General features: G+C 68.7%; 22 protein-coding genes. 19 read left to right on the forward strand and 3 right to left on the reverse strand.

The annotated features are described in order from the left end of the window. Window positions 1-6 precede the first annotated feature (6 nt). The gene (locus LZ199_RS03510; protein ID WP_253992207.1) at window positions 7-1,554 is read right to left on the reverse strand and encodes an aminotransferase class I/II-fold pyridoxal phosphate-dependent enzyme; all 1,548 of its coding nucleotides are present in this window, start codon (window positions 1,552-1,554) and stop codon (window positions 7-9) included. Window positions 1,555-1,987: 433 nt separating this feature from the next. Here LZ199_RS03510 and LZ199_RS03515 point away from each other — a divergent pair, with 433 nt between their 5' ends. The 6 genes from LZ199_RS03515 (at window position 1,988) to LZ199_RS03540 (ending at window position 10,190) form a co-directional block, all read left to right on the forward strand. Continuing rightward, on the forward strand, window positions 1,988-4,507 hold the full coding sequence (locus LZ199_RS03515) for an efflux RND transporter permease subunit (RefSeq protein ID WP_253992208.1): 2,520 nt from the start codon (window positions 1,988-1,990) through the stop codon (window positions 4,505-4,507). A gap of 5 nt (window positions 4,508-4,512) precedes the next feature. Beyond that, window positions 4,513-5,478, forward strand: coding sequence for a phosphatase PAP2 family protein (locus LZ199_RS03520; RefSeq protein WP_253992509.1), 966 nt, complete (start codon window positions 4,513-4,515; stop codon window positions 5,476-5,478). Between the two features lie 39 nt (window positions 5,479-5,517). Continuing rightward, the gene (locus LZ199_RS03525) at window positions 5,518-6,711 is read left to right on the forward strand and encodes an aminotransferase class I/II-fold pyridoxal phosphate-dependent enzyme (protein WP_253992209.1); all 1,194 of its coding nucleotides are present in this window, start codon (window positions 5,518-5,520) and stop codon (window positions 6,709-6,711) included. A 111-nt stretch (window positions 6,712-6,822) separates the two neighbouring features. Continuing rightward, on the forward strand, window positions 6,823-7,551 hold the full coding sequence (locus LZ199_RS03530) for a class I SAM-dependent methyltransferase (RefSeq protein WP_253992210.1): 729 nt from the start codon (window positions 6,823-6,825) through the stop codon (window positions 7,549-7,551). Next, the gene (locus LZ199_RS03535; RefSeq protein ID WP_253992211.1) at window positions 7,544-8,512 is read left to right on the forward strand and encodes a hydroxymethylglutaryl-CoA lyase; all 969 of its coding nucleotides are present in this window, start codon (window positions 7,544-7,546) and stop codon (window positions 8,510-8,512) included. Before LZ199_RS03530 ends, LZ199_RS03535 begins: the two co-directional genes overlap by 8 nt. 166 nt (window positions 8,513-8,678) lie before the next feature. Continuing rightward, window positions 8,679-10,190 carry a methyl-accepting chemotaxis protein gene (locus LZ199_RS03540; protein ID WP_253992212.1) on the forward strand — a complete coding sequence of 504 codons (1,512 nt, stop codon included), beginning with the start codon at window positions 8,679-8,681 and terminating at the stop codon, window positions 10,188-10,190. 108 nt (window positions 10,191-10,298) lie between these two features. Here the strand turns inward: LZ199_RS03540 and LZ199_RS03545 are convergent, their stop codons facing one another. Beyond that, window positions 10,299-12,260: a TIM44-like domain-containing protein gene (locus tag LZ199_RS03545; protein ID WP_253992213.1), complete on the reverse strand. Its 1,962-nt coding sequence runs from the start codon at window positions 12,258-12,260 to the stop codon at window positions 10,299-10,301. Window positions 12,261-12,361: 101 nt separating this feature from the next. Here LZ199_RS03545 and LZ199_RS03550 point away from each other — a divergent pair, with 101 nt between their 5' ends. Continuing rightward, window positions 12,362-13,138: an enoyl-CoA hydratase-related protein gene (locus tag LZ199_RS03550; RefSeq protein WP_256568782.1), complete on the forward strand. Its 777-nt coding sequence runs from the start codon at window positions 12,362-12,364 to the stop codon at window positions 13,136-13,138. Window positions 13,139-13,243: 105 nt separating this feature from the next. Here LZ199_RS03550 and LZ199_RS03555 read toward each other — a convergent pair whose 3' ends face one another. Next, window positions 13,244-13,603, reverse strand: coding sequence for a YtxH domain-containing protein (locus LZ199_RS03555; protein ID WP_253992214.1), 360 nt, complete (start codon window positions 13,601-13,603; stop codon window positions 13,244-13,246). Between the two features lie 206 nt (window positions 13,604-13,809). Between LZ199_RS03555 and LZ199_RS03560 the strand changes: the two genes are divergently transcribed. The 12 genes from LZ199_RS03560 to LZ199_RS03615 all read left to right on the forward strand — a co-directional run bounded on the left by LZ199_RS03560 (window position 13,810) and on the right by LZ199_RS03615 (window position 25,467). Continuing rightward, window positions 13,810-15,339: an acyl-CoA carboxylase subunit beta gene (locus LZ199_RS03560; RefSeq protein ID WP_253992215.1), complete on the forward strand. Its 1,530-nt coding sequence runs from the start codon at window positions 13,810-13,812 to the stop codon at window positions 15,337-15,339. Between the two features lie 69 nt (window positions 15,340-15,408). Next, window positions 15,409-16,554 carry an acyl-CoA dehydrogenase family protein gene (locus LZ199_RS03565; RefSeq protein WP_253992216.1) on the forward strand — a complete coding sequence of 382 codons (1,146 nt, stop codon included), beginning with the start codon at window positions 15,409-15,411 and terminating at the stop codon, window positions 16,552-16,554. Beyond that, window positions 16,554-17,420, forward strand: coding sequence for a hypothetical protein (locus tag LZ199_RS03570; RefSeq protein ID WP_253992217.1), 867 nt, complete (start codon window positions 16,554-16,556; stop codon window positions 17,418-17,420). The genes LZ199_RS03565 and LZ199_RS03570 overlap by 1 nt, the downstream gene beginning before the upstream one ends. A gap of 9 nt (window positions 17,421-17,429) precedes the next feature. Beyond that, complete coding sequence (rnc, locus tag LZ199_RS03575; protein WP_253992218.1) at window positions 17,430-18,239, forward strand: ribonuclease III; 810 nt, start codon at window positions 17,430-17,432, stop codon at window positions 18,237-18,239. 44 nt (window positions 18,240-18,283) lie between these two features. Further along, window positions 18,284-19,003: a peptidylprolyl isomerase gene (locus LZ199_RS03580; protein WP_253992219.1), complete on the forward strand. Its 720-nt coding sequence runs from the start codon at window positions 18,284-18,286 to the stop codon at window positions 19,001-19,003. Between the two features lie 79 nt (window positions 19,004-19,082). Further along, window positions 19,083-19,634 carry a peptidylprolyl isomerase gene (locus LZ199_RS03585; RefSeq protein ID WP_253992220.1) on the forward strand — a complete coding sequence of 184 codons (552 nt, stop codon included), beginning with the start codon at window positions 19,083-19,085 and terminating at the stop codon, window positions 19,632-19,634. 123 nt (window positions 19,635-19,757) lie between these two features. Continuing rightward, window positions 19,758-20,702 (forward strand): GTPase Era, encoded by a 945-nt coding sequence (gene era, locus LZ199_RS03590; RefSeq protein WP_253992221.1) that lies wholly within the window; start codon window positions 19,758-19,760, stop codon window positions 20,700-20,702. A gap of 1 nt (window position 20,703) precedes the next feature. After that, window positions 20,704-22,083 carry a ribosome biogenesis GTPase Der gene (gene der / locus LZ199_RS03595; RefSeq protein WP_253992222.1) on the forward strand — a complete coding sequence of 460 codons (1,380 nt, stop codon included), beginning with the start codon at window positions 20,704-20,706 and terminating at the stop codon, window positions 22,081-22,083. Between the two features lie 103 nt (window positions 22,084-22,186). Then, on the forward strand, window positions 22,187-22,987 hold the full coding sequence (locus LZ199_RS03600) for a tetratricopeptide repeat protein (protein ID WP_253992223.1): 801 nt from the start codon (window positions 22,187-22,189) through the stop codon (window positions 22,985-22,987). Window positions 22,988-22,997: 10 nt separating this feature from the next. Continuing rightward, entirely contained in the window at window positions 22,998-24,161 is a 1,164-nt protein-coding gene (locus LZ199_RS03605) for an outer membrane protein assembly factor BamB family protein (RefSeq protein WP_253992224.1), read from the forward strand. Further along, window positions 24,158-24,586: a (deoxy)nucleoside triphosphate pyrophosphohydrolase gene (locus tag LZ199_RS03610; RefSeq protein ID WP_323389129.1), complete on the forward strand. Its 429-nt coding sequence runs from the start codon at window positions 24,158-24,160 to the stop codon at window positions 24,584-24,586. The genes LZ199_RS03605 and LZ199_RS03610 overlap by 4 nt, the downstream gene beginning before the upstream one ends. Further along, window positions 24,586-25,467 (forward strand): ribonuclease H-like domain-containing protein, encoded by an 882-nt coding sequence (locus tag LZ199_RS03615; protein ID WP_253992225.1) that lies wholly within the window; start codon window positions 24,586-24,588, stop codon window positions 25,465-25,467. The genes LZ199_RS03610 and LZ199_RS03615 overlap by 1 nt, the downstream gene beginning before the upstream one ends. The last annotated feature ends 121 nt before the right edge of the window (window positions 25,468-25,588 follow it).

A 25,588-nucleotide genomic window follows, 5' to 3' on the forward strand; every position in this document is an offset into this window, starting at 1 on the left:
GTTGGGTCAGGACCTCTCGGCGGGGTTGCCGTCGGTGCCGTTGCGCATGAAGAAGTGCGCGCCCTTCTCCAGGAGGAGACCGGGCAGCGTGCCACGCTTCTCCCACAGCTTCATGGGCGCGGAGCGGAGCTGACGCAGGTCCTCCGGCTGGAGGTTCGCCGCGCGCCAGGTGAGCTGCTCCACCGCGTCGAAAATCTTCCCGGCCACCTCGCGCGACGACATGCGCTGCAGCTGCTCCAGGGTGATGCCGCCCTTGTCCGCGAGCAGACCGGCGGAGCCCGCCGCCCACTTCTCGCTCGCCTTGTTGGAGCGCACGGACGTGCCCGGGCGGGCGATCTGCACCGGCTCGTACACCGTGGGGCGCGTCTCCGGAATCACGCCCAGCTTGCGGCCGATGGTCTCGAAGGTGTCCAGCACCCGGTCCAGCTGCGCGTCAGTGTGCGTGGCCATGTACGAGGTGCGGATGAGCGCGTGGCCCGCCTCCACCGCCGGCGGAATCACCGGGTTGGCGAAGACGCCCGCCTCGTGCAGCGCCCGCCAGAAGCGGAAACACTTCACCTGGTCGCCGATGTGCACGGGAACCACGGGAGACACGGACACGCCGGTGTCGAAGCCCATGGCGCGGAAGCCGTTGTGCATCTTCTCCGCGATGTCCAGCAGGCGCGCGCGACGCTGCGGCTCCGCCTCGATGATCTCCAGCGCCTTGAGCGCCGAGGCGATGGACGCGGGCGTCATGGACGCGGAGAAGATGACCGAGCGGGACTTGTGGCGGATGTAGTTGATGACGTCGAACGGACCGGAGAGCACGCCGCCCAGCGACGCGAAGCTCTTGGAGAACGTCCCCATGACGAGGTCCGTCTCCTTCTCCAGGCCGAAGTACTCCGAGGTGCCCCGGCCCTTCTCACCGAGCACGCCCATCGCGTGCGCGTCATCCGTCATCACCCGGGCGTTGTACTGCTTCGCCAGCTCGGTGATGCGCGGCAGGTTGCAGACGTCTCCCTCCATGGAGAAGACGCCGTCGGTGATGATGATCTTCCCCGCGTTCGGATCCGCCAGGGACAACAGCTGCTCCAGGTGGTCCATGTCGTTGTGGCGGAACTTGCGCTCGGTGGCGAAGGACAGGCGGATGCCGTCCACCAGCGACGCGTGGTTCTGCCGGTCGCTGAAGACGATGTCGTGCCGGCCGAGGATCGACGCCAGCGCCAGGTTCGTCTGGAAGCCCGTGGAGATGACCAGCGCCGACTCGCGGTTGAGGAACTTCGCCAGCCGTCCCTCCAGCTCCTCATGCAGCGCCAGCGTGCCGTTCAACAGACGCGAGCCCGAGCACGTCGTACCGAACTTCTCCGTCGCCTTGATCGCCGCTTCCTTGACGCGCGGATCCGCCGACAGGCCGAGGTAGTTGTTGGAACCGACCATGATCACCCGCTTGCCCTCGATCTCCACCTCCGTGGCGCCGTGCGACGCCTCGATGACGCGGAAATAGGGGTAGAGGCCGGTGGCCTTCGCGATGCGGTAGTCCTTCCAATTGCTGCACTTGTCGAAGACGTCGCTCATGGTGTTCTGTGGTCTTTCTGTATGTCTGCGTCGGGGGAGGGTTTTTCGCCTGTCAGGCGGATGCGGAACTCCGGTCGCCGCTCACCATGCAGGGCTCATTCCGAGCCGGGGGCAACCTTGCGTCCGTCGACCTCCCTCGGGGGACGCGGGGCGGTGAATAAAGAGGCCGAGGGACAGTGTCAAGGCGCGGACTGTCGCTTGAGTCCCATGCGAGAGTCCGTTTGAGGCCCATGCCTTGACAGCACCCGCGCTTTGGTGGCACCCCGCCGCTTCACACCGTCTTCCAGTGGATAGTGGAAAGTGCCGGGTGTACTCGGCCGCACGTCCGGCGGCCCCTGATTGACGGGCGGAAGGCTTTCTCGTCGCCCGTTGTTGGCGGGGGCCAAGAATGGCCGGGAATTTGCTATGCCCGGCCTTCATCGAGGAGTGGACGGTGTCCAGGTCTCTGCGGCAACGGTGGTTCGAGGGATTCATCCAGACGGCGGTCTCCCGGCCCTGGTACGTGCTGCTGATCTGCGCATTGCTCGCGGCGGGCGGTATGGCACTGGCGTCGCGGTTGGAGTTCCGTGGCTCATTCGTGGAGCTGCTCCCGCAGGGCGCCCGTGAAGTCCAGGACCTGACACGCGTGTCGCAGAAGGCGGGTGGGGACGGGTACCTGGTCATCGTCGCGAAGGGAGACACGCCGGAGCGGCTGAAGGCCTACGCGAGCGAGCTGAAATCGCGGCTGGAGGCGCTGCCGGAGGTCCGCTACGTCGAGCACGACTACGACGTGGAGTTCTTCCGTCGTCACGGGCTCCTGCTGTTGCCCGCGGAGAAGCTGGCGGAGCTGCGCACGGAGCTGGCGGCGCGGGTGCGCTACGAGCGGCAGCAGGCCAATCCCTTCTACATCGACCTGGGTGCCACGCCGCCGCCGCCCACGTTCGAGGAGATTGCCCGCAAGCACTCGCCCAACGCGCCGGTGAACGAGTACCTGGCCAACGCGGACGGCACCGAGGTCTACCTCATGCTCAAGCCCATGGGGACGGCGGGAGACCTGAGCTTCGCGCGCCGCTTCGTGGAGCTGGCCATGGGCACCGGCCGGACGCTGGCCTCGGAGCGCTTCCCGGCCGTGAAGCTGGAGGCCACGGGCAACTTCCAGAACCGCATCGAAGAGGACGCGGTGATGCGCGGCGACTTGTCGCGCGCCGGCACGCTGTCCGCGCTCATCGCGATAGGTCTCATCCTGCTGGCCACCCGGCGCATCGCCGCGCTGGCCGTCGTCGGAGTGCCCGTCGTCGTCGGCCTCCTGGTGACGTTCGGCATCGCGCAGCTCGCCATCGGCCACCTCAACGTGGTGACGGGCTTCCTGGTCGCCATCCTCATCGGCCTGGGCATCGAGTACGGCGTGCACCTGTGCATGCGCTACTGGGAGGAGCGGCGGACGCGCTCGGCGCGAGACGCGCTGGCCACGGCGGTGCGCGGCACCTCCAGCGGCGCGCTCACCTCCGCGGTGACGAACGCGGCGGCCTTCTTCGTGCTGCTGCTGGCCCAGTTCCACGCCTTCAACCAGTTCGGCTTCCTGGCGGGCCTTGGCGTGCTGCTCGCCGTCCTCGCGGCCTATGCGCTGGGCCCGTCGCTGCTGGCCATCGCGGAGCGGCTGCGCCCCGCGCGCAAGGACGACAGCGAGCCGGTGTCCGCGGAGGTCGTCCAGGCCGGGCCTGTGGCCCCCTCCACTCCGGCGCGCGAGTGGCGGCGTTGGCCCACGTCGGTCATCGCGCTCATCGCCCTGGCGGTGTTGGGCTTCGCCGCGTTCTCCGTCTCCATCGCCCCGCGCCTGGGGTTCGAGACGGACATGCGCAAGCTCAAGGGCGACTCGCCGGCCTCGCGGCTGGATGACCACGTCACCGAGCAGTTGGGGCAGCCGCTCAATCCGGCCATCTTCCTGGTCGATGACCTGGCCCAGGCGGCGAAGGTGGAAGAGGTCATCGCGGAGGTGAAGCAGCGCAACGGCGCCGACTCCGTGTTCCTGCGCACCACGTCTTTGAACGACCTGGTGCCTGGAGACCTGGAGCGCCGGCAGAAGGAGATCTCCGGCATCCGGACGCTGCTCCAGGGACTGCCCGAGGCGGCGCACGAGGACCCGCGCCTCAAGGACTTCGAGCAGATGGTGGAGGCGAAGCCGTATGGCGTGGACTCGCTGCCGGCGGAGGTGCGCCATCGCTTCCTGGCCACGGATGGCCAGGGCACCTTCCTGCTCTTGTTCCCCTCGGTGTCCAACTACGACACGGCGGACTTGAAGCGCTGGGCCGCGCAGATAGACCAGGTGGTGGAGGGCGCGACGGCGCGGGGCGTGGAGATGTCGGTGCTGGACAGCAACCGCATCGCCGCGCGCATCTTCGCGCTGGTGCAGGGCGACGGCACGCTCATCCTCGGCGCGGCGGCGGCGGTGGTGTTCTTCGTCATCCTGCTGAGCCTGCGCAGCCTGAAGCGCGCGCTCCTGGTGACGGGGCCGCTGTTCCTGGGCATGACGTGCCTCGCGGGCGGCATGTACCTGTTCGACGTGCAGCTCAACTTCATCAACGCCGTGGTGCTGCCGAATCTCCTGGCCATCGCCGTGGACAACTCCATCCACCTGTATCACCGGTACGAGGAGGAGGGCCCCGGCTCGCTCGGCAAGGTGGTGCGGCACACGGGGCTGGCGGCCGTGGTGGCCACGCTGTCGAACGCGGCCGGCTATGGCGCGCTGCTCGTGGCCAACCACCAGGGCCTGCGCAGCATCGGACAGATTGCGCTACTTGGGGTCGTGTGCACCTTTTTGGGGACCACGGTCTTCTTTCCCGCGCTGCTCGCCCTCTTGGAGCGCTGGAAGGAGAGGGGGGGCTCGGTCGGGCGAGAGGGCGCCGTCGTCCGGAGTCTGGAGCTCGACATGGCCGGCCAGGCCGCCGCGCCATCAGGGGAGCGGAAATCGGCGTGAGTCACGTGACCTTCCAGAGCCTCCGTGGCTCCTTCGCCGCCCATGGCCCTCGTGATGCGCAGGTCCGGCTGGGGCCGGTGGACATCATCATCGTCGTTGCGTGCTCGCTCGGAGCCTTTGTCCTGCTCGGGCCGGGCCGGTGGGCGCCTCAGGCCATTCCCAACGCGGGGCTGTTTGCTTCCATGGCCGCCGGTCCGCTGGTGCTGCGGACGCTGGAGTCCTGGTTCCCTCGCCAGCGCTGGCTGACCGTCATGGCGGACTTCTGGCTGCTGCCCGTGGCGGTGCTGACGCACTCGTGGCTGTCGCCGGTGGTGGACACGCTCAACCCGTTCCTGCGCGACGCGCAGCTCGTGGCGGCGGACCAGCGCATGTTCGGGTTCCAGGCGGCGGTGGTGCTCGCGCACGTGGTGCCGCCCTGGCTCAACGACGTGTTGATGCTCTGCTACTACGGCCACTTCGTGTGGCCGCTGGTGCTGGGCATCGGCCTGTATCGCCGCGCGCGCGGGGCCTCGGCGGAGTTCGACGAGTACCTGCTGGGCCTGGGCCTGCTCTTCATCTTCAACTACTCGGCGTACTCGCTGGTGCCCGCGGTGGGGCCGCGCTACTTCCTCATCGACTCGTTCGCCGCGCCCCTGCAGGGCACGTTGACGCCGATGCTGGACTCCATCATGCGCCGGCCGCTGTTCGGGCGGGACTGCTTCCCGTCGGGCCACACCGGCACCACGCTGGTGGTGCTGTTCTACTCGTGGCGGTTCTCCCGGAAGCTGTTCTGGGTGATGTTGCTGCCGGGCATCGGCCTCATCGTCGCGACGCTGGCCGGGCGCTTCCACTACGCCACGGACCTGCTGTGCGCGGTGCCGTTGGTGATGGTGGTGGTGGGCATGTCCGCGGCCCTGTCCCGAGCGGCCCGTCAGCGCGAGAGCGAGAGGGCCGCGCGTTCCGTCCCGGTCGACGCTATCTTGCGCCCCTGAGCCCGGTCCGGCGACTGACGCCGGCCGCCAGGAGCCCCCATGTCCAGGCCCGTGTTGTCGCAGCGCGTGTCCCGGTTCGGCACCACCGTCTTCTCGGAGTTCAGCGCGCTGGCGCAGAAGCATGGCGCCGTGAATCTGGGGCAGGGGTTCCCCGACTTCGACGGGCCGGACGCCGTGAAGGAGGCCGCGCAGAAGGCCATCCGCGACGGCGTCAACCAGTACGCCATGAGCACGGGCGCCCGCGACTTGCGCGTGGCCATCGCCGAGCACTCCGCGCGCTTCTACGGCCAGGCGGTGGACCCGGACACCATGGTGACGGTGACGAGCGGCGCCACCGAGGCCATCCTCGACGTGATTCTGGGGCTCGTGGACCCGGGCGACGAGGTGGTGGCCTTCGAGCCGTTCTACGACTCGTACGACGCCAACATCACCTTCGTCGGCGCCACCGCGCGGTGGGTGCCCCTGCGTCCCCCGGACGCGTCGCATGCACAGTGGTGGTTCGACTGGGACGAACTGCGCGCGGCCTTCGGTCCTCGTACGCGGCTGCTCATCCTCAACACGCCGCACAATCCCACGGGCAAGGTCTTCACCCGCGAGGAGCTGGAGCGCATCGGCGCGCTGTGCGCCGAGCATGACGTGAAGGTGCTGTCCGACGAAGTCTATGAGCACATCGCCTTCGCCCCGGCGCGCCACGTGCGGCCGGCCACGGTGCCGTCGCTCGCGGACCGGACGGTGACGGTGAGCAGCGGCGGAAAGGCCTTCAGCCTCACGGGCTGGAAGGTGGGCTGGGTGATAGCGCCGCCCGCGCTGCGCGATGCGATTCAGCGGGCGCACCAGTTCGTGACCTTCGCGACGGCGTCTCCCTTCCAGGCGGCCATGGCGGCGGCGCTCCGCCTGCCGGATGCGTACTTCGCGGAGCTGGCGGCGGCCTACCTGGCGAGACGGGAGCGGCTGCTCGGCGGGCTGCGCGAGGCGGGACTGCCGGCGTACACACCGGACGGCAGCTACTTCATCCTCGCGGACATCCGCGGCTTCGGCTTCGCCGACGACGTGGCCTTCTGCCGTCACCTGGTGTCCGAGGTGGGCGTCGCGGCCATCCCCCCGAGCGTCTTCTACGGGCCCGAGCACCGGCACCTGGGACACGGGCTCGCGCGCTTCGCGTTCTGCAAGACGGATGCGGTGCTGGACGAGGCGGTGCGCCGCCTGCGCGCGAAGCTGTCGCCTCGACGCTGACGGCGTCATGCCCCCTGGCTCGGGGCCCCCGCGCGTTGCGAGCCCCGGACGGGGTTGCTACATCCCCTCGCAGGAGGGCGGCCCGGCACTTCCCGGCCGCCGCGTGTGTCCGTGGACTTCTTCGGCGAGCTGTACCTGCGCAGCACGTTGCCGTTCCTCTCCGAGTCCGTCACGGCGAGGGAGGTCGACTACCTGGCGCGCGTGTTCGCCGACACACCCGGCTCCGGGCCCGTGGTGGACCTGGGTTGCGGCCATGGTCGCCATGCCGCGCGGCTCAATGCCTCGGGTCCCTTGGCGGGCCGCGTCATCGGATTGGAGAAGGACGCGCTCTCGCTGGCGATGCGACGCCCGGGCTTCCCCGTGGTGCGTGGAGACTTGAGGGCCTTGCCCTTTCGGGAGGGGAGTCTGTCCGGTGCATACGCGTGGTATTCCACGCTGTTCGCCTTCACGGACGAAGAGCACGTACACATCCTCCGGGAGCTGGCGCGAGCCATGAGACGGGGAGGGCGACTGGTGTTCCAGACGGTGCCCCACGAGCGACTGGCCGCGTCACCGGGCGCCGCGTTCCAGCGCGGGCTTCCCGGCGGTGGCGTGCTGGACGAGGAGAGTCACTTCGACGTGGTGACGGGACGCGACATGGGACACAGGACGCTCACGCTTCCGGACGGGCGCGTCCTCTCCGCGTCCTACGCCATCCGTTACTATCCCCTTGCGGATCTCGCCGGGCTGTTGGAAAGCACGGGGTTTTCAATCGCCTGGGTGCATGGCGGGCTCGACGGCGAGCCGCTGACGCATCTGTCTGCCGACCTGATTGTGGGAGCGGTGCCGCGAGATGGCTGAGAATTCACGAGCGCGTGGAACCCTGCTGAGCCAGTTGCCCCAGCGGGTGGACGTGTACGAAGTCGGCCCTCGGGACGGACTCCAGAACGAGCTGCGCACGCTGCCCACGAAGGACAAGGCGCGGCTCATCGACGCCCTCGTCACGGCTGGCGAGAAGCGCATCGAGGTGACGTCGTTCGTGTCACCCAAGTGGATTCCCCAGCTCGCGGATGCAGAGGAGCTGCTGCGGCTGGTGGGGCGGCGCGAGGGCGTGGTGTTCTCCGCGCTGGTGCCCAACCTCAAGGGCCTGGAGCGCGCGAAGGATGCGGGGCTGCAGGAGGCCGCGGTGTTCATCTCCGCGTCCGAGGCCCACTCCAAGAAGAACATCAACAAGAGCATCGCCGAGGCCATGGCGGGGGCCCGCGAGGTGACGTCCGCGGCGCTCCAGGCCGGGATGCGCGTGCGCGGCTACCTGTCCACCGTGTGGGGCTGCCCCTACGAGGGCCATGTCCCGGTGGAGCGCGTGGTGGACATCTGCCGGTACCTGGTGGACGCGGGCATCTACCAGCTCAGCCTCGGCGACACGATTGGCGTGGGCACGCCCCGGCAGACGGAGGAGATTCTCGAGGCGCTCCTCAAGCACCTGCCGGTGGAGAAGCTGGCGCTGCACCTCCACGACACCCGGGGCACCGCGCTGGCCAACTCGCTGGTGGGCCTGTCCGCGGGCGTGACGACGTTCGACGCGAGCATCGGCGGGCTGGGAGGTTGCCCCTATGCGCCCGGGGCCGCGGGCAACCTGGCCACCGAGGACGCCGTCTTCATGTTCCACGGCATGGGCGTCGACACGGGCATCAACCTGGACCGGCTGGTCGAGGCCGGGGAGATTGCCCAGGAGCTCATCGGCCGGAAGCTCGCGGGCAAGTACCTGCAGGCCGCGCTGGGCGAGCGCGAGAAGAAGGCCTCCCGTCGCTTGCAGACCTGAGCCAACCCGGTGCGGCGTCCCCCGGGCCTTTGCTGGGAGGACGCCCGGGGTGGCCGGTTCGAGAGGGGTAGCAAGCCTGTAATTTTTCGACGGTGGTTCCGAAGCAGGTGAGTCATTGGTAGCCTGGGTAGCAGCCGACCCTGTTTACCTCACCTGGACTTGCTTCATGACCCACTCGGTCGACGCGACGGCCCTCGCGCGACGCTCGTCGGAGATCTTCGACGAGCATCAATCCTCCCTCAACCGCCGGACGGACCGCATGTTCGCGGTGGTGATGGGACTTCAGTGGTTGGGAGGACTCCTCACCGCGCTCATCTTGTCGCCACGCTCGTGGGCGGGAACCACCAGTGAAGTGCACCCCCATGTCTGGGCGGCCGGCGGGCTCGGCTTCGTGGTGGCCAGCCTGCCCGTGGCGATGATCCTTCTGCGTCCCGGAGGCGAGTCCACGCGCGTCTCCATCGCCGTGGCGCAAGCGCTGATGTCGGGGATGTTGATCCACCTCATCGATGGCCGCATCGAGACGCACTTCCACATCTTCGGCTCGCTGGCCTTCCTGGCCGTCTATCGGGACGTGCGAGTGCTGCTCATCTACTCGGGCGTGGTGGTGGTGGACCACCTGGCGCGCGGGTTGTTCTGGCCGCAGTCCATCTTCGGCACGGACCTGGCGAGCCTCTGGCGCCCGCTGGAGCACGCGGGCTGGGTGCTGTTCGAGAACGTGTTCCTCATCCTGACGTGCCTGAGCGGACGGCGGGACTTGCGGGAGCTGGCCTCGCGACAGGCCCGGCTGGAGCTGACCCAGGCCCAGCTCCAGACGAAGGTGGTGGAGCCGTTGATCGACTCCGCCCGGGAGCTGACGGAGGCGATGCTCTCGCTGACGATCACCACCGATGACCAGCGCCGGATGTTGTCGCGACAGGCGCAGGCGCTGTCGGAGACCCAGGTGACGGCGACGGAGATTCAGCGCACGTCGGAGGAGACGTCGCGACAGGCGCAGGCCATCCTCGCGTCGACGACTCAGGCGGGCGATGCGGGAAGCTCGGCCCAGTCGATGATTGGCAAGAGCATGCTCGGACTGGAGGGCATCCGCTCCCAGGCCTCGGAGCTGTCCGGGCAACTGGAGGAACTGGGCTCTCGTGCCCGACGCCTCACGGCCATCGCCGCCACCGTGAAGGACCTGGCGGACCAGTCGAACATGGTGGCCCTCAACGCGGGGATTGAAGCGGCGCGCTCGGGAGAGACGGGCAGGGGGTTCGCCGTGGTCGCCTCGGAGATGCGTCGGCTGGCGCGCCAGTCTCAGCAGGCCACGAGCGAGGTGCGCGTCATCCTCGACGACACGATGAAGTCCATCCACGCGGTGATGACGGCGAGCAAGCGGGGCTCCGAGCGGATGGCGCTCGACCTGGAGACGGTGCGAGCGTCCGGCGAGAGCCTCCGAGGCCTCACCTCGATGATGGAGAGCAGCACCGACAGCGTGCGCCGCATCTCGGCGGCGGTGGGACAGCAGTCGGCGGGCGTCTCGCAGCTCTTCGGCGCGGTGAATGACCTGTCCGCGATGATGACGGAGACAATGGGCCGGCTGGATGCCGCGACCTCCGCCACCAGTGCCCTGCGCACCGTCACCGACCGCGTGCAGAACGTCATCCAGACCTACCAGCCCGACTCACACCGCCCCTCCTGAGCCCTTGAGGGCAGGGCCGGATTTCACTCTGGGTAATCATACTCAGAGTGTGTCTTGTGGGGTTTTCAGAGGGGCGGACTCCACGGCCCGCCCCCCACGCTTCACGATTCACCGGTCGCCGATCATCGACGCCAGCTTCTCCTGAAGGCCCAGGTGCGCCGCCGCGGACTCCAGCATGCGGCGCTCCTTGCGGTCGATGCGGCCATCCACCAGGGCCATCTCGACGATGTTGCGCAGGAAGACCTCGGCCTCGGGGCTGCCCCGGACGACCAGTCGCTCGAAGAGCTGGGGCCCCGCGTTGAGGGCCATCTCCACCTGGGACCACGCGACATCCCAGCGCTCGGCGCACAGCTTCAGCAGCTTGCGCTCGGCGGGCGTCACGGTGCCGTCGGCGGCGGCGATGGCGGCCATCATGTAGAGCAGCCGCTGGCGCTCCTGGACATCCATCACCGCATCCGTGCCGTTCCCCGCAGGAGCCGCCGCGGGCGCTCCATTCGAAGACCGAGCGGCATGCGAGCGGGCAGGCGGGGCCCGGTAGGCGCCGGCGCCCTCGCGGACATTCCACGCCTCGAAGGGCAGCGCGGACGCGAGCACCCAGTCCCGTTCACCGGTGGCGAGCTGCGTGCCACAGAACTCGCAAGCCGTGGCGGCGCTGTCGGTGAGCGGCGCGTTGCACTGGGGGCAGCGGTCCGTGGACACGCCATTCGCCGTGTTCGTCCGCGCGCCATGCTTGCGCACCAGCGTGAAGACGAAGCGCTGGGGCAGGGTGGGAATCTGGGGCGGACGCTCGTTGACGGGCCCCACGCCCATGCGCGCGCTCCAGCGAATCTCCACGTGGGCACGGTCATACCCGCGCGGATCCACCTCCAGCACCCGCACGTCCACCGAGCCCACCGCGCACTCCAGGAACACGCGCCGCCGACCCTGACGGCGCAGCCCCTCCAGCTCGGAGTTCAGCGTGCCGAGCGCATCCGGCGTCGCCACCTTGGACAGGCCGTTCGTGTCGCCCCGGCTCTGCGCGTCGATCCACTTCCAGAACAGCAGCGACGCACGGTCCTCGAGGACCTCCAGGCTGAGCGCCGGGTCGCCCTGGCGCGCCTGCATCAGCCCATCCACCGTCCGGTGGTAGCGCGAGTGCTCCACGCCCTGCGTTATCTCCGTGAGCGTCCAGTCGTAGTTGCCGGAGTTCACCACCGCGTTGCAGAACTCGCAGCGGTTGGCCGCGCCGCCCTTGTACGGCGCGCCGCAGTTGGGGCACTTGCCCTGGAACAGGTCCGCGCCGATGCGCGTCTGCGCGCCCGGCTTGCGCACGAAGGTCCACACCTCCGTGAAGGTCTCCATCCGGGCCCGGCGCGCGGCTTCGACTGCCTGCGCATCCGTGTCGTTCGCCGACACATCCGTGTCCCGCATCCGCGCCTGCACGCGGACCTGGATGCTGTCGAACCACTCGCTCTGCTCCAGGCCGATGAGCTGGACGTCGAGCACCTCGATGTCGGTGATGGCATCGCGCACGCCCTGCGCATCCAGCAGCTTGAGCTGCACGTCGAAGCGCTGCCACGTCGCATCCGACAGGAAGGGCCGCACCGGCGTCATGTCGCGGCGGAACCAGGCCTGCTGCAGGTCCATGAACAGCCGGCGCACCTTGCCGAGCACCGGCTCCAGTTCGAAGGCGGGGTCCTTCAGCTTGAGCGCGTTGACCCAGCCGGACACGTCGCGGGAGGTCACCTGGGTGCGCTGGTCCGCCTCGTACTGGTCCAACGCCTTGCGCGTGGTGGCCGTCGGGTGGAGGTTGCGCTTGTAGAGCCAGTACCCGACGCCGCAGATGACCAGCAGCGGAATCATCACCTTCGGGTAGCGGAAGACCAGGCGGAACGCCTCGAAGAGGATCCAGATGGGAAGGCCATCGCCGCCGCCGTTACGGTCGGAGGAGGGTCGCGTGTAGTGCTCGCCACCACCGCCTCGGGCCAGGGCTTCGAGCGGAGAAAGGGCCAGGGCCACCAGGGGAAGGGCCAGGGGCCACCGGGAGGCCCAAGGGGCGAGCTGTCGGAGCACGGTGCGCGGCGAAGGCATGAGGGGATGCTAACCGTTTCCGCCTTGCCAGACCCGCCTTCCCACCGCACTCTGCCGCGTCCCAAGCGGCCCGCCGGGCGGGCCCTGGAAGGGGAGCGGATATGCCGGAATTCAAGGTCGACGCACGCGGTGCCATCGAGATCTGGACCATCGACGGCGAGGGCCGCCGCAACGCCATCAGCCGCGCCATGCTCCAGGAGCTCGGCGCGCTCGTCGCTCGCGTGTCCTCGGGGCATCAGGTTCGCGCCGTCGTCATCACCGGCGCGGGAGACAAGGCCTTCTGCGCGGGCGCGGACCTCAAGGAGCGCGCGGGCATGGCCGAGGACGAGGTGCGCTCGTTCCTCGACGGGCTGCGCAAGACGTTCCGCGCGATTGAGAAGAGCGACTGCGTCTTCATCGCCGCCATCAACGGCGCGGCCTTCGGTGGAGGCACGGAGCTGGCGCTCGCCTGCGACTTGCGCGTGGCGGCCCCCGCGGCCGAGCTGGGCCTCACCGAGGTGAAGCTGGGCATCATCCCCGGCGGCGGCGGCACGCAGCGGCTGGCGCGACTGGTGGGTCCGGGCCGCGCCAAGGACCTCATCCTCACCGCGCGACGCCTCAACGCGGCGGAGGCGTTCGCCGTCGGACTCGTCAACCGGCTCGCGCCCGAAGGGCACCTGCTGGAAGTGGCGTTCGGACTGGCGGAGTCAGTCGTGGACAACGCCCCCATCGCGGTGGCCACGGCCAAGCACGCCATCGACGAGGGCACGGGCCTGGAGCTGGATGACGCGCTCGCGCTGGAGCTGCGCAAGTACGAAGAGGTCCTCAAGACGGAGGACCGCCTGGAGGGCCTGCGCGCCTTCGCGGAGAAGCGCCCCCCTGTCTTCAAGGGGCGCTGAAGAAACACACGAGGGGCGGTGGCTCGCGACTGGCGAACCCCCGCCCCCGTGAACTCGCGTCGGGTCGGACCCTCGTTGACCGAGTGGCCCGCGCGACGAGGCGTGTCAGGCGCTGGCGCTCTTCTCCGGCGCCAGGCCGATGTTCTGCTTGTTCATGTAGCCCATGGCCTTGTCCTTCACCTGGCTGCGCAGGTCGTCGCCCGTCTTGGGCGTGAGCAGCACGGCCGCCACGCCGCCCGCCACCGCGCCGATGAGGAACAGCCCCAGGCTGCCCAGGCCGGAGCGCGCCGGCTTGTAGGTCGTCAGCCCCACGTGCCGCAGTGCATCATCCGGCTCGAATTCGTCCCAGCGCGCGCGGGCGACCCGGGGGAGGTCGTCGAGGAGCTTGTGCGCCATCCACTTGCGGTACAGCTCGCTCTTGGCCAATCCCTTCGCCGTCCACTTCGCCTTCTTCTTCGCGAACATGCTTCCCTCCTGGGCCAGTGTTGGTCGGGGACGCGCCGCGCTTCGGAGCGTCTCCTTCGAGCTCTGAAGGTAGGCAGGGAAGCCCGTGCTGGCATCCCCCGGGCCCTGGGGTTCGCACGACGCGTCATCAGATGGACGACAAGGTGTGTCGACCCCTCGGTGAGTTAGCAGCCAGCCGTGGACCTTTCTGCTATGTCGCCCGGGCCATGTCCCAAGACACGAAACTGCTCGAGAAGATCGCCCAGGTGGAGAAGGGTGGCGCGTCGAAGTACCACGCGAAGAACCAGGAGGCCGGCAAGCTGTTCGCGCGCGAGCGCATCCGCCTGCTCGTCGACGAGGGCTCCTTCGTCGAAGACGCGAAGCTCGCCAACAACCTGGACGCGGAGCTGCCCTCGGACGGTGTCGTCATCGGCCTGGGCAAGGTGGCCGGACGCACCGTGGCCATCATGGCCAACGACTCCACGGTGAAGGCCGGGAGCTGGGGCGCCCGCACGGTGGAGAAGATCCTCCGCATCCAGGAGACGGCCCGCTCGCTGCGCTGCCCGCTGCTCTACCTGGTGGACTCCGCCGGAGCCCGCATCACCGACCAGGTGGAGATGTTCCCCGGTCGCCGGGGCGCTGGCCGCATCTTCTACAACGAGGTGCACATGTCCGGGGACGTGCCCCAGGTGTGCCTGCTCTTCGGCCCCTCCGCCGCCGGTGGCGCGTACATCCCCGCGTTCTGCGACCTGGTCATCATGGTGGACGGCAACGCCTCCATGTACCTGGGCAGCCCGCGCATGGCGGAGATGGTGATTGGTGAGAAGGTGACGCTGGAGGAGATGGGCGGCGCGAAGATGCACTGCTCCGTCTCCGGCTGCGGCGACGTGCTGGTGAAGACGGAGCAGGAGGCCATCGCCGCGGCGAAGAACTACCTGAGCTACTTCCCGGAGAACTGCAGCCAGCTGCCGCCGCGCGCGGAGTCCAAGGCGCCCAAGGCCAGCGGGAAGAAGATCGAGGAGATCGTCCCCGTCGACCAGAACAAGCCCTTCGACATGCACGCCCTCATCACCGAGCTCATCGACGAGGGGAGCTGGTTCGAGGTGAAGAAGCTCTTCGCCCAGGAGCTGATTACCGGCCTGGCCCGCATCGACGGCCGCCCCGTGGGCATCATCGCCAACCAGCCCAAGTACAAGGGCGGCGTGCTCTTCGTGGACAGCGCGGACAAGGCGGCCCGGTTCATCTGGCTGTGTGATGCCTTCAACATTCCGCTGCTCTACATGGCGGACGTGCCGGGCTTCATGATTGGCACCAAGGTGGAGCGCGCGGGCATCATCCGCTCCGGCGCGAAGATGATCTCCGCCGTGTCCGAGGCCAGCGTGCCCCGCATCTGCCTCGTCGTGCGCAAGGCGTACGGCGCCGGCCTCTACGCCATGAGCGGCCCGGGCTTCGCGCCGGAGGCCACCCTGGCGCTGCCCGGGGCGATGATCGCCGTCATGGGCCCGGAGGCGGCCGTCAACGCCGTCTACTACAACAAGATTCAAGAGCTGCCCGAGGCCGAGCGCCCCGCCTTCGTCCAGAAGCTGCGCGACGAGTACAAGGCGGACGTGGACATCTACAAGCTGGCCAGCGAGCTGGTCATCGATGACATCGTCCCCGGCGAGCGCCTGCGTCACGAGCTGACCCAGCGGTACGGGCTGTACGCGTCGCGACAGACGCCTCGGGCCGAAAAGAAGCACGGCGTCTATCCCGTTTGAGTAGAGAATCTTGCCCTGCCCGGAAGGCCCGCTGCCTTCCGGGACCCTTTGCTATAGATCCACCCGACCATGGACTTTGAACTTCCCGAAAGTCATCGCGCCCTCCAGTCCTCCCTCCGCGACTTCTGCGAGCGCAAGGTGAAGCCCTTCGCCAGCCAGTGGGACAAGGACGAGAAGTTCCCCATGGAGGTGGTGAAGGAGCTGGGCCAGCTCGGCGTCATGGGCATCCTCGTCTCGGAGAAGTACGGCGGGGCGGACATGGACTCGCTCGCCGTGGCCGTGGCCGTGGAGGAGATCGCCCGCTACGACGGCTCGCTCGCCCTCACGGTGGCCAGCCACAACGGCCTGGGCACCAGCCACCTGCGCGTCTTCGGCAACGAGACGCAGCACGCGAAGTACCTGCCCAAGCTCGCCTCCGCGGAGGCCCTGGGCGCCTGGGGCCTGACGGAGCCCGGGTCCGGCTCGGACGCGTCCGGCATGAAGACGACGGCGGTGCGCCAGGGGAAGAACTGGGTGCTCAACGGCACCAAGATGTTCATCACCCAGGGCACCGTGGGCGACGTCTTCGTCGTCCTCGCGGTGACGTCCCCCCAGAAGCGCCAGAAGGGCGTCACGGCGTTCCTCCTGGAGAAGGGGATGCCCGGGTTCAGCCAGCGCGCCATCCACGGCAAGCTGGGCATGCGCTCGTCGGACACGGCGGAGCTGGTGCTGGAGAACGTGGAAGTGCCGGACGAGAACCGCGTCGGCGAGGTCGACCACGGCTTCATCGACACGATGAAGATCCTCGACAAGGGCCGCATCACCATCGGCGCGCTGGCGGTGGGCCTGGCCCGGGGCGCGCTGGAGGAGTCGGTGCGCTACTCCAAGGACCGCACCGCCTTCGGCCAGCCCATCTCCGAGTTCCAGGCCCTGCGCTGGATGATGGCGGACATGAAGACGGAGACGGACGCGGCCCGGCTGCTCGTCCACCGCGCGGCCCGCCTGGCCGACGCGGGTCAGCCGTACTCCAAGGAAGCCTCCATGGCGAAGCTGTTCGCCTCCGAGGTCGCCATGCGCGCCGCCTCCAAGGCGGTGCAGATCCACGGCGGCTACGGCTACACCCGTGAATTCCCCGTTGAGCGCTACCTCCGCGACGCCAAATTGTGTGAAATTGGAGAGGGAACGAGCGAGATCCAACGCACCATCATCGCGAGAGAGACCTTCAAAGGGGCTTGATGGACACGGCACGGCTGGAGGGACTCGGGCTTCAAGTACGTGAGGATGTGGCTGGCATCGAAGCGGTGCTGGACCTGGAGTCGTCGCCTCTCGTCAATCCCGTGACCAAGGCGTTCATCGCCGAGGTGACCTTCCAGGTGATGGGGGACCGGCTCATCCCCATCTCCCCGGCGGCGGTGGTGGGCCTGGCGCCCATCCTCGTCGGCGCCCTCAGCGACGTGGCGGACATCGAAGCGCTGCTGTCGGACGCCTTCAACGAGCACATCTTCCACGTCCAGCGCCGCTCGGCGGAGCTCCAGGTGCTGGGGCTGACGCCGCGCGTGGACCAGGACACCCTGGAGCTGTCCACCGAGGTGGTGGAGGGGGACCTCACCGTCCTGCTCGCGGCGGACCGGCTGGGCAACTTCCGGATTGCTCGCGCCCAGCGGGAGAAGGGTGGCGAGGTGTCCGGCGGTGCGGGGCACACGCTGGAGCTGTCGGAGTTCCGGGAGCGCGCGGCGCTGACGGGCTACCTGGCGGCACTGCTGGGAGAGCCCGCGAGCCGTCCCCAGCCTTCGCCCACGGGCGCGGGGCTGGTGCGCTTTTCCGACATCGTGGAGAAGTTTGGCGTGGAGTCGTTGGTTCCGCCCCGGAGCAGCCTGGAGCTGCTGGCGCAGTTGCAGGTGGAGGGCCGGCCGTACCGCTTCGCCGCCGCGAGGGTGGCGGGGCGCACCTTCCGGGGACTCCTCGCGGGGGCCCAGGGCAAGGTGTGGGCGGGCCGGTTCGAGCTGGATGAATTCCCGGGCATTGCCCGGATGGTGGCGGCGCTGCTGAAAGTTCGTCCCGAGGCCGTGAGGCTGGTGGGACCGGACGCGCCTCAGGAGTGAGAGACGTCCGTGGAGAAGCTGAGTCCGTCGGAGCGGGTGGAGTCCCTGGAGAAGCGTCTGGGGCTGGGGTTCTCGCGCAGGGAGATCGCCCTCGAGGCCCTGACCCACAAGACCTACGTCAACGAGACGCGGGATAAAGATCTCAAGGACAACCAGCGGTTGGAGTTCCTCGGGGACTCGGTGGTGAACCTGGCCGTCGGCCACCGGCTGATGGAGCGCTTCCCGGGGATGCCCGAGGGCGACCTCACCAAGATGCGCGCCCGCATCGTCAACGAGGACGGCCTGGCCCGGGTGGCCCGCATCATCCCCCTGGGAGACCTGCTGCTCCTGGGCCGGGGTGAGCTCCTGTCCGGCGGCCGGGAGAAGAACTCCGTGCTGGCGGATGCGCTGGAGGCCGTCTTCGGCGCCGTCTTCCTCTGCGCGGGCCTGGAGTCCGCGGCGGCGCTGGTGGACCGGTACTTCGCGGAGCTCCTGGACGAGGTCTCCAGCGGCCAGGGGCGGCTGGACTACAAGACGCTCCTCCAGGAGATGGCGCACGAGAAGCTCAAGCTGTCGCCTCGCTACCGCGTCGTCTCGGAGGCGGGCCCGGAGCACTCGAAGGTGTTCGAGGTGGAGCTGTCGCTCGGAGAGGCGCCCTTCGCCCGGGCCTCCGGCCGCAGCAAGAAGGAAGCGGAGCAGTGCGCGGCGCAGGCCACCCTGGAGCGCCTCAAACAGGACGCCGCCGCCGCGAGCGCCGCCCCGCCCACCACCCCCGAGGCAGGAGCCGCCCCGGCGGAGCCTCCCACCCCGGAAGTGCCACCGGACGACACCTCGGCGTGAAACCCCTTGGTGGGGAAGGGGGTGGGGAATAAGGTGCCGCGCCCATGCGCCCCTCCTCCCCCCTCCGTCTGACGTTCGCGCTGGTGGCCTGCCTTCTGGCGGGAACCGCGGTCGCCGCGGCACCGGCGGGCAAGTGGACGAAGAAGGTGGCGGCCGGCAAGGACCTCTACGCCACGCTCAAGACGAGCGAGGGCGACATCACCGTCCGCCTCTTCTCCAAGGACGCCCCGAAGACGGTGGCGAACTTCGTGGGCCTGGCCACGGGTGAGAAGGAGTGGAGGGACCCCAAGTCCGGGGACATGTCGAAGAAGCCGCTGTACGACGGCACGGTGTTCCACCGCGTGATTCCGGGCTTCATGATTCAGGGCGGAGACCCGACGGGCACCGGCTCCGGGGACCCGGGCTACCGCTTCGAGGACGAGTTCAACAACGGGCACTTCTTCGACAAGCCGGGCCAGCTGGCCATGGCCAACCGGGGGCCGGGCACCAACGGCAGCCAGTTCTTCATCACCACCAGCGCGCCTGACCACCTGACGAACAAGCACACGCTCTTCGGTGAGGTGGTGAAGGGCTACGACGTCGTGGAGAAGATTGGCGCCGTGGCGCGTGACAACCGGGACCGGCCGCAGACGCCGGTGGTCCTCACCCGGGTGGAGCTGAGCGAGAAGGCGCCTCCCGGCGTCGTCATCCCGAAGAAGGGCCGGACGGCGGATGTCCCGAGGGCGCCGAAGTCCGAGGGCGCTCGGCCCGAGTCTCCCCGGTAGTCCGGCGGGACTCGTGTGGCAGTGATTTGAAACGGGCTCGCTGCTTCAGCGGGCCCCACCAGCAGGACGGGAGGGCAGCATGGGAATGATGGACGAGGCCCGCGCGGGCAATGACCTTTACGCCACCTTCGACACCACGCAGGGGCAGATTGTCGTGAAGCTGTTCCCGAAGGACGCCCCGGATTCGGTGGCGAGCTTCGTGGGCCTGGCGACGGGGGAGCTGGAGTTCACGGACCCCAAGACGCAGGAGAAGACGAAGCGCCCGTTCTATGACGGCACGGTGTTCCACCGCGTCATTCCGGACTTCATGATTCAGGGCGGCTGTCCGCTCGGCTCCGGCCGCGGCAACCCTGGCTTCAACGTGAAGGACGAGTTCCAGTCCGGCCGGAAGTTCGACAAGAAGGGCCTGCTGGCGATGGCGAACATCGGCCGGCCGCACACCAACGGCAGCCAGTTCTTCCTCACCACGTCGCTGCCGACGTACCTCAACAACAAGCACACCATCTTCGGCGAGGTCGTGAAGGGCTACGACATCGTGGAGACCATCAGCAAGGTGCGTCGGGACGGTGATGACCGGCCCCTCACGCCCGTGACGGTCAACAAGCTGACCATCTCGACGACCCAGCCGTAGGCCGCCCGCCTGGCCACCGCCCCGGGCAGATGCCGGGGGTGGTGGTCTGTTATAGGGCGCTGTTGGAAGTTCCCCCTCAGGGGCTCCCAGCCACACAGGGACTCCCAGACCACCTTCGAAGCAATGGCCTCTCCCAAGAACCACCGCAGCGGCTTCGCCGCGCTCATCGGACGCCCCAATGTGGGCAAGAGCACCCTGCTCAACGCGCTCACCGGAGAGAAGATCGCCATCGTCTCCGGCAAGCCGCAGACGACGCGCAACCGCATCCTCGGAGTCGTGACTCGCCCCGAGGGGCAGGTCGCCTTCCTCGACACCCCCGGCATCCACCAGGCCAAGGGGGAGCTCAACCGCTACATGGTGGAGAAGGCCCTCCAGGCGGCCGAGGAGGTGGACCTGGTCCTCTTCCTCATCGAGCCCCCCGCTGGCGAGAAGCTCGAGGTCAGCCCCGGCAACCGCATCATCCTCGAGCGACTCCAGAAGCTGGGCAAGCCCACCTTCCTGGTCATCAACAAGATCGACTCCATCACCAAGGCGGCCATCCTCCCGCTCATCGAGCTGTACCGCCAGGAGTTCCCCTTCGCGGAAGTCGTCCCCATCTCCGCGCGAGAGAAGGACGGGGTGGAGCGCCTGTTCAACACGGTGCTGAGCCACCTGCCGGAAGGCGAGAACCTCTTCGACGAGGACATGCTCACGGACCAGCAGGAGCGGACGCTGGTGAGCGAGTACATCCGCGAGCAGGTGCTGCGGCACTGCCGCCAGGAGATTCCGTACTCCACCGCGGTGATGGTGGACATCTTCGACGAGTCCGAGCGCGAGCCCCGGCCGGGCACTCCTCCGGGCCAGCTGGGCGGACTCATCCGCATCGCCGCCTCCATCTTCGTGGAGCGCGACAGCCAGAAGGCCATCATCATCGGAAAACAGGGGCAGATGCTGAAGACGATTGGCACGGACGCGCGCAAGTCCGTGCAACGCCTGCTGGGCGCGCATGTGTACCTGGACCTGCGCGTCCGGGTGGAGCCGCGCTGGAGCGAGCGCCCCGAAGGCCTCAAGAAGCTGGGATACGACTGAGATGAAGCCCCTGGTAGCCATTGTCGGACGCCCCAACGTGGGCAAGAGCACGCTGTTCAACCGCCTCATCGGCCGGCGCCTCGCGTTGGTGGAGGACCAGCCGGGAGTGACGCGGGATCGCCACTACGCGGACGCGGAGTGGGGTGGACGCGCGTTCACCTTCATCGACACCGGCGGCTTCGTCCCCGGCGAGAAGGACTCGCTGCTCACACAGGTGCGCGAGCAGGCGCAGCTCGCCGTGGAGGAGTGCGACGTCATCATCTTCGTCACCGACGGCCGCGAGGGCGTGACGGGCGCGGACGAAGCCGTGGCGAAGTACCTGCGCAAGAGCGGCAAGCCGGTGATTGTCGCGGTGAACAAGCTGGACACCACCAGCGGGCAGATGCAGTCGCTGACCGCGGACTTCTACAAGATGGGCCTGGGCGAGGTGCATGCCATGTCCGCCGAGCACGGCCTGGGTGTGCCTGGCCTGTTCGACGAAGTCGTCGAGAAGCTGCCGCCCAAGCAGGAGGGCGAGGACGCCGAGGCGCCGCCGGACGACGGCATCATCCGCGTGGCCATCATCGGCCGGCCCAACGTGGGCAAGAGCACCCTGGTCAACGCCATCCTGAAGGAGAAGCGGGTGGTGGCCAGCGAGATTCCGGGGACGACCCGAGACCCCATCGACTCGCCGCTGACGTACAAGGACCGCAAGGTGCTCCTCACGGACACCGCGGGCATCCGGCGCAAGAAGACGATTGCCCACCAGGTGGAGAAGTACTCGGTCATCGCGGCGCTGAAGGTGATGGAGCGCAGCGACGTGGCGGTGCTGCTGATGGACGCCACGGAGCCCGCGGTGGACCAGGACGCGAAGCTGGCGGGCCTGGCCGAGGAGCGCGGCCGTGCGCTGGTCATAGTGGTGAACAAGTGGGACCTCATCGACGCGGATCAACGCCGCCAGGAGGCGTTCCGGGAGTCGCTGCGGCACTCGCTGAAGTTCGTGGGCTACGCGCCCATCATCTTCACGTCCGCGCTGACGGGCTCCAAGGTGGAGAAGGTGATGGACGCGGCGGTGGAGCTGGCCGAGCAGTTCCGGTTCCGGGCGCCCACGCCCCAGCTCAACCGGCTGCTGGAGTACATGGTGGACAACCACCCGGCGCCCATCGTCCGGAGCAAGCCGCTGCGCCTGTACTACATCACCCAGGTGACGTCGGCGCCTCCCACGTTCGCGCTCACGTGCAACCATCCGGAGGGCGTGCCGGACATGTACAAGCGGTACATCACCAACCAGCTCCGGAAGACCTTCGATTTGCGCGTGCCCATCCGGCTGGTGTTCAGGGACAGGCCCGGACAGGCGAAGCGGGCGGCTCGAAAGAAGCCGCACCTCCAGCACAAGCACTGAAGCGTCCGTGCGTTGACACTCGCGGCGCGCGCTCCGTACAGTGCGCCGCTCTTCCGCCCTCCGACAGGGTAGAGCATCGAAGCGCAGAGAGAGGTTGACCGACGTGGCTGGAACCAAGACCGAGAAGATTCGCCAGCAGGAGCTTCGTCAGCCGGACACCTTCCAGAAGGTCGGCGCTGACGCACGTGACTGGCTCATCCAGCGGCAGAAGTTCATCGGCATCGCCGTGGCCGTTGTCATCCTGGGCGGCATCGGCGTGGCCATCGCCAGCGAGGTCTCCAAGCGCGGCGAGGTGGAGGCCTCCCAGGCCCTGGGCCAGGCGCTCGCCATCCTGGACCGCCCCGTGGAAGGCGTGCAGCCCGCACAGCCCGGCGACACCGAGACGCCCTTCAAGAGCTTGAAGGAGCGCGACGAGGCGCTGGTGACGGCGCTGACGGAGTTCCGCAAGGCGCACGGCGGGACGCGCTCGGCGACGACGGCCGCGCTGTCGCTCGGCGAGGCGCAGTTCCGCCTGGGCCGCTTCGCTGACGCGCAGACCTCGTTCGGCGAGTATCTGAAGGGCGCCGCCCAGAACGACCCGCTCCGCGCGGGCGCGCTGGAGGGACAGGGTTACGCCCTGGAGGCGGAGAAGAAGTTCGACGAGGCCACCAAGGCCTTCGAGCAGATGGGCGCGGCCGGCGGTGGCGAGTTCCTGGCGGGCATGGGCGACTACCACAAGGGCCGGATGCTCATCGCGCAGGACAAGAAGGAAGAGGCCGCGGCCGTGCTGTCGAAGGTGTCGACGGACCACGCGAACACGACGGCGGCGCGGCTGTCCAGCGAGCGGCTGGCGGTGCTGGCCTCGCAGGGCGTGAAGATCCCGGCCCCGGCGCCCGCGCCGGCCGCCGTCACTGACGCGGGGTAGCACGCACGCTATGAGGAAGCAGCTCGTGAGCTGGAAGCATTGGTTGGGGAGTGCCGTGGCGGTCGGTCTCCTGGGCGGTTGCAGCACCCTGCCGCGCTACGGCAATCCGGAGCTTCCCCGCACGGAACAGGCGCCTCCGGTGGACTACTTCTCGGTGGACTGGTGGGCGCCGCTGGTGCAGCCCACCACCCTGGAGTACGCGCCGCGCGAGGTGGCCTCGCCGGCGTATGACGCCAAGAGCAAGACGGTCATCGCCCTGACGCGGGACGGTTATGTCCGCGGCGTGGGGCCGGATGGCGAGCTCAAGTGGTCCAAGCGCACGAGCACCCGCTTCGCGGCCGGCGCCCAGGTGAGCGACGGCGTGGCCTTCATCCCCGGGGGTGACGGCACGCTGTACGCGCTGGACGCCGCCACGGGCGAGCAGAAGTGGCAGTACGCGGCGGGCGAGTCGCTGGCCACGGTGCCGGTGATTGCCGAGGGCCTGGTGCTGGTGGCCTCGGAGAGCGACACCCTGTACGCGGTGAAGGTGGAGGACGGGGTCTGGGCCTGGCAGTACCGCAGGGACCCGCCGTCGGGCTTCACGGTGCGGGGCGCGTCCACGCCGCTGGTCCGCGACGGCAACGTCTACGTGGGCTTCTCCGACGGCTACATCGTCTCGCTGAACATGAAGGACGGCGGCGCCAACTGGGAGAAGTCCCTGTCTGGCAGCGGCTCCGAGTTCCTGGACGTGGACACCACGCCCGCACTGGATGACCACGGGCAGCTCTACGTCGCGTCGTACAAGAACGGCCTGTTCGCGCTCGAGGCGGAGACCGGCGACCTGGTCTGGACGAGCGCGGTGGGCGGCATGACGTCGCTGCTGGCGAAGGGGCAGATGCTCTTCACCGTGGGCGACGGCCGGGTGGACGCCTACCTGGCGGAGGACGGACGGCTCCTCTGGTCGTACCCCCTGGGCGAAAGGGCCGGCCAGACGCCGGTGTTCGCCAAGGGAATGCTGATTGTCCCCATCCAGCGCTCGCTGCTGTTCCTGGACCCGAAGACGGGGCAGGCGCGGGTGTCATGGAACCCCGGGGACGGCATCTCCGCGACGCCCTTCGTGGCGGGCTCGAAGCTGTTCGTGCTCTCCAACAACGGCTGGCTCTACTCGCTGCACTTCAACGGGCTGAAGGGGTGACGACGGTGGCGACCCGGACGGTCCGCGTGGTGGCGGCGCTGATTCCCGGTCGCCTCGACGCCCAGCGCTTCCTGGTGCAGCAGCGGCTTCCCGGTGGGAGCCGCGCGCTCCTGTGGGAGTTCCCTGGCGGCAAGGCGGAGGCCGGGGAGACGGACGAGGCGGCGCTTGCCCGCGAGTGCCGCGAGGAGCTGGACGTGGAGCTCTCCGTGGGCCGCCGGCTGTGGGAAGGCCGCCACGAGTACCCGGACCTGACGGTGGAGCTGGTGCTCTACGGGGCTCGAATCGTGTCGGGTGAGCCGAAGCCGCTGGGCGCGCATGCGCTCGAGTTCCGGACGCCCGCGGAGATGAAGTCACTGCCGTTCTGCGAGGCGGACATTCCGCTCCTGGACGAGCTGGTGGCGGGAAGGCTGGGCGCGCTCGATTGATGCTTCAGCGGACGTTCCAGCACATCCCCGGCGTGGGCCCCTGGCGCGAGAAGGACCTCTGGGCGCGGGGCTTCAAGACGTGGGACGACTTCCCGGCGGCGGGTGAAGGGATTGCCATCACCCGGAAGACGGACGACATCGCCCGGGAGCGGCTCGCGCAGGGCCGAGAGGCGCTGGAGCGCAGGGATTTGCGCCGGCTGGCGGAGCTGATTCCGCCCCGTGAGCACTGGCGGCTGTATCCCGAGTTCCACCAGGACGCCGTCTACTTCGACATCGAGACGGATGGCCGCGAGGCGCAGGCGCCCACGGTGGTGAGCTTGTTCGATGCCACGGGCCTGCGTGTGTTCATCCAGGGCCGGAACATGGAGGAGCTGCCGGAGGCCATGGCGGCGCGGCGGCTGTGGGTGACGTTCAACGGCTCCACGTTCGACGTGCCGGTGCTGCGCAACTACTTTGGCGCGGGGCGGTTTCCGGTGCCGGACGCGCACATCGACCTGCGCTTCGTCACGCGGCGGCTGGGGCTGGGCGGCGGGCTGAAGGAGATTGAGGGAAAGATTGGCGCCGAGCGTCCGCCGCACATGAAGGGCGTCAACGGCTACGACGCGGTGCTGCTGTGGCGGGCGTATACGCGGCGCGGGGACGTGGAGGCGCTGCGCTTCCTGGTGGAATACAACCTCTACGACTCCTTCCAGCTCCGGACGTTGATGGACGTGGCCTACAACCGTGGCGCGGATGACCTGAACCAGGACGTGCCCCGGCTGCCCGTGTTCGAGCGCGGTGAAGTGCTCTACGACGTGAGCCGCATCATCCTGGACCTGGGGCCCACGGAGAGGGACCTCCAGACGCTCGCGCGCGTGCGGGCCGAGGAACAGGGTCCCTGAGTCCGTGAGCAGGGCGGGCAGGGTGGCACGCTGCTCGGGCCCCTTGGTGCCCTGGGACTACCTTCCGGTGAACAACCGGGCTCCGGGGATGAATCTCGCCCGTGGAATGCGTCCGGGAGAC

It is taken from the genome of Myxococcus qinghaiensis (assembly GCF_024198215.1).
GTDB lineage: Bacteria > Myxococcota > Myxococcia > Myxococcales > Myxococcaceae > Myxococcus > Myxococcus qinghaiensis.

Excerpts from the sequence above, each read along its gene's own strand:
- LZ199_RS03540 (WP_253992212.1), top strand. The coding sequence starts at position 8,679 with ATGACCCACTCGGTCGACGCGACGGCCCTCGCGCGACGCTCGTCGGAG.
- LZ199_RS03555 (WP_253992214.1), bottom strand. The coding sequence starts at position 13,603 with ATGTTCGCGAAGAAGAAGGCGAAGTGGACGGCGAAGGGATTGGCCAAG.
- LZ199_RS03605 (WP_253992224.1), top strand. The coding sequence starts at position 22,998 with ATGAGGAAGCAGCTCGTGAGCTGGAAGCATTGGTTGGGGAGTGCCGTG.
- LZ199_RS03510 (WP_253992207.1), bottom strand. The coding sequence starts at position 1,554 with ATGAGCGACGTCTTCGACAAGTGCAGCAATTGGAAGGACTACCGCATC.
- LZ199_RS03580 (WP_253992219.1), top strand. The coding sequence starts at position 18,284 with ATGCGCCCCTCCTCCCCCCTCCGTCTGACGTTCGCGCTGGTGGCCTGC.
- der (WP_253992222.1), top strand. The coding sequence starts at position 20,704 with ATGAAGCCCCTGGTAGCCATTGTCGGACGCCCCAACGTGGGCAAGAGC.
- LZ199_RS03560 (WP_253992215.1), top strand. The coding sequence starts at position 13,810 with ATGTCCCAAGACACGAAACTGCTCGAGAAGATCGCCCAGGTGGAGAAG.
- LZ199_RS03525 (WP_253992209.1), top strand. The coding sequence starts at position 5,518 with ATGTCCAGGCCCGTGTTGTCGCAGCGCGTGTCCCGGTTCGGCACCACC.
- LZ199_RS03550 (WP_256568782.1), top strand. The coding sequence starts at position 12,362 with ATGCCGGAATTCAAGGTCGACGCACGCGGTGCCATCGAGATCTGGACC.
- era (WP_253992221.1), top strand. The coding sequence starts at position 19,758 with ATGGCCTCTCCCAAGAACCACCGCAGCGGCTTCGCCGCGCTCATCGGA.
- LZ199_RS03545 (WP_253992213.1), bottom strand. The coding sequence starts at position 12,260 with ATGCCTTCGCCGCGCACCGTGCTCCGACAGCTCGCCCCTTGGGCCTCC.
- LZ199_RS03565 (WP_253992216.1), top strand. The coding sequence starts at position 15,409 with ATGGACTTTGAACTTCCCGAAAGTCATCGCGCCCTCCAGTCCTCCCTC.
- LZ199_RS03535 (WP_253992211.1), top strand. The coding sequence starts at position 7,544 with ATGGCTGAGAATTCACGAGCGCGTGGAACCCTGCTGAGCCAGTTGCCC.
- LZ199_RS03585 (WP_253992220.1), top strand. The coding sequence starts at position 19,083 with ATGGGAATGATGGACGAGGCCCGCGCGGGCAATGACCTTTACGCCACC.
- LZ199_RS03615 (WP_253992225.1), top strand. The coding sequence starts at position 24,586 with ATGCTTCAGCGGACGTTCCAGCACATCCCCGGCGTGGGCCCCTGGCGC.
- LZ199_RS03570 (WP_253992217.1), top strand. The coding sequence starts at position 16,554 with ATGGACACGGCACGGCTGGAGGGACTCGGGCTTCAAGTACGTGAGGAT.